Genomic DNA, 1,652 nt, shown 5'->3' with positions numbered 1-1,652 from the left:
AGACCAACGACGAGTGGACCGTGGCGCGGCGCTACATGTCGCTTGAAACCCTCGCCCGCGTCACAGACAATCCCACCGTCAGGCTGCCCGCCGTGGCCACCTGATCAAGCTCGAACCTCTCCGAGGGTCGGCGCTCCTACACCACCAACGGGGACACTATCTCAAGTTCTGGCTGTCGGTGATGAACGAACTCAAGAACCGCGGGGTTCAGGACATTCTCATCGCCGTCGTGCCCTCTCAGGGTTTGCAGGCAAACCCCTGCCGGGTAACAGATGGGCTCAAGGGCTTCCCTGACGCCATCACAGCGGCCTTTCCCGATGCTGCAGTCCAGACCTGCATCGTGCATCTGGTGCGCCATTCCCTGAACTTCTGCGCATGGAAGGATCGCAAGGCGGTGGCCGCTGATCTGCGCCTGATTTATGGTGCGCCGACCGCCGATCAGGCTGCCGCTGAGTTGGACGCCTTTGAGGAAAAATGGGCCGGGAAATACGCCTCGATTGCCCCGGCATGGCGGCGGGCATGGCAGGAGGTGATCCCGTTCTTCGCCTTCGATCCCGCGATCCGCAAGATCATCTACACCACCAATGCCATGGAAAGTCTGAACCGGGTGATCCGCAAATCCATCAAGACCCGCGGTTCGTTCCCAACCGAGGAGGCCGCGACGAAGCTGATCTACCTGGCCATCCGCAACTTCGAGAAAGGTGGCCGGAATGTCCGAGAATGGTTTGCCGCTCGCAATCAATTCGCTATCATGTTCGACGAGCGCTTCAATGCGTGACCGTATCTGAAGCCCGCATGGGCCGAACCAGATACACAGAGTTCATGACACTCCCTCTGACGGTCCGCCTGACTGCCAGGCGGCCTTCTCAGATCAGTGCCATCGGCCTGTAGGCTCCGCCGCTAGAGCTGGCGATCGAGCGCGTCCAGCCGTCGGATAAGAGACCGACGATGTTGCGCATCGAGACGCTCGGCCAGGGTAACGAGGGCATTGACAGCCGCCATGTCTGGATCCTCTTCACGTTCCTCCGCCTCCATTTCGCTCGGCAGAATGCTGAAGCGTGCCGCGCGGTTCACCGAAACGCCAAAGCCTTCCAGGTGGGTGGAGACGATATCGTAGAGCGCGTCATGCCGCCTCGAACCAGGTGCAACGTCTTCCGTCCAGGAGCGAAGGTGGTACTCCGTTTCTGTTCCATTCAACCCGCCGTCCGCGCGCCCCTTACGCCGAAGATATTCTTCGGGCGTCATGCCCTCGTACCCGACGAACCGTGACGGCCCACAACGCCAGTAACCGTCGGACGTCATGTAACACTTCCATTGTTTGGCCTTAGGTCCGTCTTTGATCAGCTCCGGCATTATTGGGCCATCGAGCCAGTAGGCATCGATGTTGCGCTTGACGCTTTCGGCGGACTGGGCAAGGTCTAGGGGCATTAGATCAATCCTTGCGATGTAAGAAACATCTAGGCTAATCTTTTAGGTTAATCAAGATTCATTTAGGATTTTTTAGGTCTTCTGAAGGAGGGGACAGGACTGACGTCGAACCTTCTTTTGTGGATGCCGCTCGTTTTGCAAGGAATTTCTGATCGTTTTGACATGTGATCGAGTGCGTACTTTTGTCAGGCCTGTTCGTGCGGCTGACATGGCGCCGCTGGCCG

At 58.3% G+C, this 1,652-nt stretch carries 1 protein-coding gene and 1 pseudogene; one reads left to right on the top strand and one right to left on the bottom strand.

Annotated elements, in window-relative coordinates; translation table 11 throughout:
• Positions 1-163: 163 nt before the first annotated feature.
• A pseudogene (locus ROA7023_RS23455) lies at positions 164-778 on the top strand (IS256 family transposase); the annotation flags it as partial.
• Positions 779-900: 122 nt separating this feature from the next.
• On the opposite strand, the gene ROA7023_RS23450 reads toward ROA7023_RS23455, so the two are convergent.
• Positions 901-1,428 carry a hypothetical protein gene (locus ROA7023_RS23450; protein WP_085881345.1) on the bottom strand — a complete coding sequence of 176 codons (528 nt, stop codon included), beginning with the start codon at positions 1,426-1,428 and terminating at the stop codon, positions 901-903.
• Positions 1,429-1,652: the final 224 nt, after the last annotated feature.

Source organism: Roseisalinus antarcticus (genome assembly GCF_900172355.1).
Classification (GTDB): Bacteria; Pseudomonadota; Alphaproteobacteria; order Rhodobacterales; family Rhodobacteraceae; genus Oceanicola; species Oceanicola antarcticus_A.
This window is presented reverse-complemented; position numbering and strand designations above follow the sequence as displayed.

What these genes read in the sequence shown, in the direction of transcription:
- ROA7023_RS23450 (WP_085881345.1), bottom strand. Translation starts at nt 1,428, where the DNA reads ATGCCCCTAGACCTTGCCCAGTCCGCCGAAAGCGTCAAGCGCAACATC.